Annotated in this window: 3 protein-coding genes and 1 pseudogene; 1 reads left to right on the forward strand and 3 read right to left on the reverse strand. The window is 59.8% G+C overall.

The window, feature by feature from the left end; genetic code table 11:
- The 3 genes and pseudogenes from ACLFKU_RS42560 to ACLFKU_RS42570 form a co-directional block, all read right to left on the reverse strand.
- Positions 1–622, reverse strand: a pseudogene (locus tag ACLFKU_RS42560) (hypothetical protein); the annotation flags it as partial.
- A 145-nt stretch (positions 623–767) separates the two neighbouring features.
- Positions 768–2,093, reverse strand: a complete 1,326-nt coding sequence (locus tag ACLFKU_RS42565) for an MFS transporter (RefSeq protein ID WP_018436620.1) — start codon at positions 2,091–2,093, stop codon at positions 768–770.
- On the reverse strand, positions 2,090–3,064 hold the full coding sequence (locus tag ACLFKU_RS42570) for a sulfotransferase family protein (protein ID WP_018436621.1): 975 nt from the start codon (positions 3,062–3,064) through the stop codon (positions 2,090–2,092). The genes ACLFKU_RS42565 and ACLFKU_RS42570 overlap by 4 nt, the downstream gene beginning before the upstream one ends.
- Before the next feature lie 606 nt (positions 3,065–3,670).
- Here ACLFKU_RS42570 and ACLFKU_RS42575 point away from each other — a divergent pair.
- The coding region (locus ACLFKU_RS42575) for an IS110 family transposase (protein WP_410853234.1) at positions 3,671–4,039 on the forward strand (369 nt) is incomplete at its 3' end.

Genomic DNA, 4,039 nt, shown 5'->3' on the forward strand with positions numbered 1-4,039 from the left:
GGAAAACTGGCAGGTGGCCGCCAACCTTGGTGACGAACTGTTGCCAGCTGATGACGGATTCGTGGTCGATGGTCAGTGCATCGGCTGCATTCCGTTCAGTCTCCGCAAAATCAAGGTAGCTGGCCGTGGGGGGTAGGGGGGGAGCGGGTTTGCTGTCGGAGGTGGCGAGTGCTGCAGCGTACAGGGTGTGGATCTCATGTGGGATCCCGAGAATGGAGTACCCGTCGATCAGGGTGTGATCGGCGACGACGCAGACGGTGGTCGCGTCAGCGTTGCTGATGGTGGCGCAGATATATCCGGGCCAGCCGAGTGGGCCAATTTCGCGGTCGAACAGATTTTCGATATACTGCGCCAGCTTTCGGCTGTCGCGGAAGTTCGTCGCCTCACTGGGGTAGATAGTCACGGTGCCGGGCGGCAGCGTCACGCGGAGTAGGCGACTGTCGGGTGTGGAGTGAGCGGAAAACATCAGCTGACTGCGGAGCGTTTCGTGGCGATCTGTCCAGTTGCGCAATGCCGCAGCGAAGGCATCTGCATCAAGTCCAGCGGGCAGATCGAAAGCACACCCCAACCAGGACGGCGGCAGGGGGCCTTCACCAGCTGTGTCAAGTGCGTACCTGATCAAGGCCTCCTGAGTATGGGATGGTCGCCGCGAGTCGGCCATCCATGGTGCTTCCGGCATGTGCGGGGCGCTGGCTCGCCAGACGATGAGATGGCCCGGAGACAAACTGAGTGAAGGTATATCAGTGAACATGATGATATGTCTTGCGTTACCTGCGAGGAGGAGCTTCGGCTACGAAAGTCAGCTCGGCATGTCCCTCCTGGAGCTGGGGTGTCCGCACTGCTCGCAGAGGAGACGTCAAAATCCACCCAGAGGACATCGCTATTAGAGCACCGCTGAACAGGAGCGTTGCCCGGGAACCCAGCAATGTTCCACAGGAGCCACCCAGCAGGGCGCCGAAGGGAGCGAGGCCCCATACTATGGTGCGAATGCTTGCGTTCACACGCCCATGCAACTCAGGTGGTGCTAGCATGAAGCGGATGGGCACCTGATGGACGTTGTACATCTGTTGACCGGTCCACAACAGGAACTGCGATAACCCGATTGCCAGCCAACCCGGCGCCGGACACATGGGTGCGAGCGCTGCGCCGACGGCGCTGGTGCAGAGAGCCGCAACCAGCACTCGGCCGAGTCCCAGTGCCCGCGCAGCCAGACGAGCGAGCAACGCGCCGACGGCGGATCCCACGGCCGCGATGCCCATGACGGTGCCAATCGCGGTGGCCGTCAGTCTCAAGTCCTTGGTCAGGTACGGGAGAAAGACAGCCGAGTAGGCGCTGTAGAAAAAGATAAGCGTGCCCGTCGCAAAGGTAATTGCGCGCAGCCGGGAAGTACGCAGCACAAGCAGTGCGCCCTTTGTAGCTTCCGACAGGATACGACTGATGATGCTCCCGTCGACCGCGACGCCTCGGCGGTCCGCGCCGAGCAACGTGCTCCTCACCGGCCTCATTGATACCCAAGGGAGCAGCATCGTCCCAAGGACGAACGACGCGACATCGGCGAGTATCGCGATGGGAGCGGAGAAGGTAGAGATCAGCCAGCCCGCGAGTGGCAGGCCGATTATCAGTGCCGCCGACTGTCCCAGCTCTAGTCTGCTTTGAGCTTGTACCAGTTGCGGGAGCCGCACAACGGTTGGTACGCAAGCAAGAAAGGCAACATCCGCGATCACCGTGGCCGTGCCTGCCACGGTGGCGACCATATACAGATGACGCGTGCTTACGTGGCCGGCCAAGGAGGCGGCCAGCGGTACGGAGGCCAAGGTGAGTGCTATCGTCGTGTTCGCCGTCATTAGCAGCATCCGATGCGAGAACCGGTCGGTGAGGACCCCGGCGAGCAGCCCTAGTAGCAGGTAGGGCGCTCGTCCGCAGGCGAGCAATATCCCAGTCTCGAACGGGCTTGCGTTGTGAAGCTCGATCGCAGTCAGCGGAAGGGCAAGAAACGTCACTTGTGAGCCGAGAAGGGAGACCGTCTGGCCAGCGAGAAGCAGATAAAAGCTACAGGGCAGGCGGTGCCGGGGCGCATTGGGCGCCGCTATCATCTCGCGCTTCCTGAACGCGGCATCGACAGGTCGTAGCCCAGGTGTATCAGCTCTTTACCCGCGATCCGCTCAAACTCGGCAATTTCTCCGGGCGTGAGGTCGTGCAAATACCGTCCATGGCGCCCGGTGTGCAGAGGCTTGCTTGCGGCCTGCGCGGCGGGATGCCCCCAAGGTCTGTTGAACAGCGCGTGTTCGTGCGCCGCGTGGTTCAGGACCGCCTCGTCCCACGGCAGGTGAAGGTAGCCCAGCATTCGTTTGATGGTTTCGCGGGGGCGCGTGACCAGATCCTCGTACCGCGTCTCCAGATAGCGGCCGTCAGGCGCAGCCTGGCGGGGCCGGGTGACGACATCCAACCAGCCGTGTGCGGCCTGCGCGACAGTCCGGTAGCCCCATTCGGGGACTGTCTTCAAGTGGGACGCGGCCAGATCGCGGCCGTCGCGAATCATGTGAATGAAATGGGCCCGAGGCCAGATCGCTGCGTAAGTGCCGACGTCCAGTATCCTGCGCTGAAGCTTCATGCCCCATCGTCGGGCTCCCATCTGTTTGCGTCGGAATTCGCCAATGGAGTCGATGAGCCGACAACGGTCTTCCAGAGCCGACAGATCGGTTCCACGTTTGGTCATCAAGTCCACCACCAAGTTCCGCAAATCGTCGCGATCGAGACCGAAACGTTCGCATTGCAAAACGAAATGCGCGCCGTCGTACCAGTCGGGGTCAACGGTGTCCTTCGTCGCACCGGCGAGCCGTGAGTCGCGGACGTCGATCATGTCGCAAACAGCGAGGATATGCGGACCGAGGTCGACCGGTTCGGTGAAGTCAAGTTCTGGGCCAACGACCAAATCGCAGTGCGAGTCGAGAAGAACGCTGAGTAGAGTGGTGCCGGAACGATTCTCGCCGCCGAGCAGGACAGGATTAGAGGGCAGGGTGACAGGAGGGCAATCGGACACACACGGAATGGCGAAACCGGGCATGACATCTCCTCTGCAGGGGTGGACGTTATTGAATAGATTCGGCACGCGAACACGTTGAGGCTTCACACGAAACACAGGGGCGCATGCCGCTGTAAACACTCAACATTCGGTTTGCTGCGTAGATTCTCGAATCCGATTCCATCGGAAGTACTCCGACGGCAAGAGAATTCATCCCTACCGCACTCCTAGTCAAACTACCGCTGAAGTATTTACATTTACTCCGGCCGGCGGCGTGACAACGCCAGCGCGACTACTTTGACAAACCTGGACAAAGTGCCTGATCCTCCAGGGAAGATCCTTCCAACTAGTTTTCAGAGCGCTGATCTTTTGCCCCTTACCTAATCCCGAAAACCCACTGTGCGCACACAAGCAAGATCCAAGCTGCAGACCCTATGGATTGCGACCATCATGCCACCGATCGCCCATCAAATTGATATAAAATGTTTTTTTGATGTCCGCGTGATTCTCTAATACCGCCGATTTTTTGAGGTTTTGAACCGGACCGGATTTGGTGGGCTCTGATGTGATGGACGACTCCCGCTACCGAGCGAGGGGTTTATGCCAAAGTGGAGAAGTCGTGACGTCCACGGCAAAGGGGCGTTCATCATGAATATAGCGACTGCTGGACTGGATCTGGCCAAGAGCGTAATGCAGGTTCACGCAGTAAATTCGCGAGGCAAAATCGTTGTACGCAAAAAGCAAAGACGCACGGATGTACTTCGGTATTTCGCCACGCTGGAACCGTGTGTAATCGGCATGGAAGCGCGCGCCTCGTCGCACTACTGGGGCCGTGAGCTCACCAAGCTCGGACACACCGTTCGACTGATCGCCCCGCAGTTCGTCCGGCGTTACGTAAAGAGCAACAAGACCGACGCGGCCGACGCCGAAGCAATCTGCGAGGCGATAACGCGACCGAACATGCGCTTTGTACCGCTCAAGACGCAGGCGCAACAGACAGTGCTGTCGCTGCATCGC

Origin of the sequence: Paraburkholderia sp. EG304, from assembly GCF_046543485.1 — a bacterium.
In the GTDB taxonomy this organism is placed as follows: domain Bacteria; phylum Pseudomonadota; class Gammaproteobacteria; order Burkholderiales; family Burkholderiaceae; genus Paraburkholderia; species Paraburkholderia youngii.

Bases quoted from the DNA above. Each gene is read 5' to 3' on its own strand.
- ACLFKU_RS42565 (WP_018436620.1), bottom strand. From the start codon at position 2,093: ATGATAGCGGCGCCCAATGCGCCCCGGCACCGCCTGCCCTGTAGCTTT.
- ACLFKU_RS42570 (WP_018436621.1), bottom strand. From the start codon at position 3,064: ATGCCCGGTTTCGCCATTCCGTGTGTGTCCGATTGCCCTCCTGTCACC.